General features: G+C 71.4%; 1 protein-coding gene. It reads left to right on the top strand.

The features are described 5' to 3' along the window. A partial coding sequence (locus DD1DGNOD_RS11035; protein ID WP_241255651.1) for a serine/threonine-protein kinase occupies nucleotides 1-706 on the top strand: 706 nt, incomplete at both ends.

The raw sequence follows: 706 nt of genomic DNA, 5'->3' as shown, positions 1-706 counted from the left end.
AGGCGCAGGTGGCCGCGGCGCTGCCCGCCTACGAACTCGGCGAGGTCCTCGGCCGGGGAGCTTTCGGGCTGGTGGTGAAGGGCCGGCACCGCGAGCTGGACCGCCCGGTAGCCATCAAAATCCTGGCCGCGGGCACCGACGAGGCCGCGGCGAGCAGCCGTGCCGAGGCGCGGCTGCTCGCCGCCCTCGACCATCCGCATGTGGTGCGGGTCTACGACTCCATCCCCGCCGGCGACCTCCATCTGATCGTCATGGAACTGCTGGGTGGCGGGACCCTGACCCGCCGTCGGGCCGGCATGCCTCACGAAACCGCCTGCGCGGTCGGGCTGGCGGTGGCCGCGGCGCTGGGCTGCGCGCACCAACGGGGTGTGCTGCACCGCGACATCAAACCCGACAACATCCTGTTCGACACCGCCGGGCTGCTCAAAGTCACCGACTTCGGCATCGCGAAACTCGTGGAAGGGTCCGCGACCACCGCCAGCGCGGTTATCGGCACCCCCCGGTACATGGCCCCCGAACAGCTCCTCGCCAGACGGCTGGGCCCGGCCACCGACTTGTACGCCCTGGGAGTGATGCTCTATGAGCTGCTCACCGGTGCGCTGCCGTTCGATCCGACCCTGCCGCCGACCCTGCTCGCCCAGCACCACCTTTACACCGTTCCCACCCCGCCGGCCGGCGTGCCCGCGCCGGTGGCCGCCGTCATCAT

It is taken from the genome of Candidatus Protofrankia californiensis, from assembly GCF_900634765.1.
Lineage (GTDB): Bacteria > Actinomycetota > Actinomycetes > Frankiales > Frankiaceae > Protofrankia > Protofrankia californiensis.
Note: the sequence above shows the minus strand (reverse complement) of the source record. Positions and strands in the feature narration are given on the sequence as shown.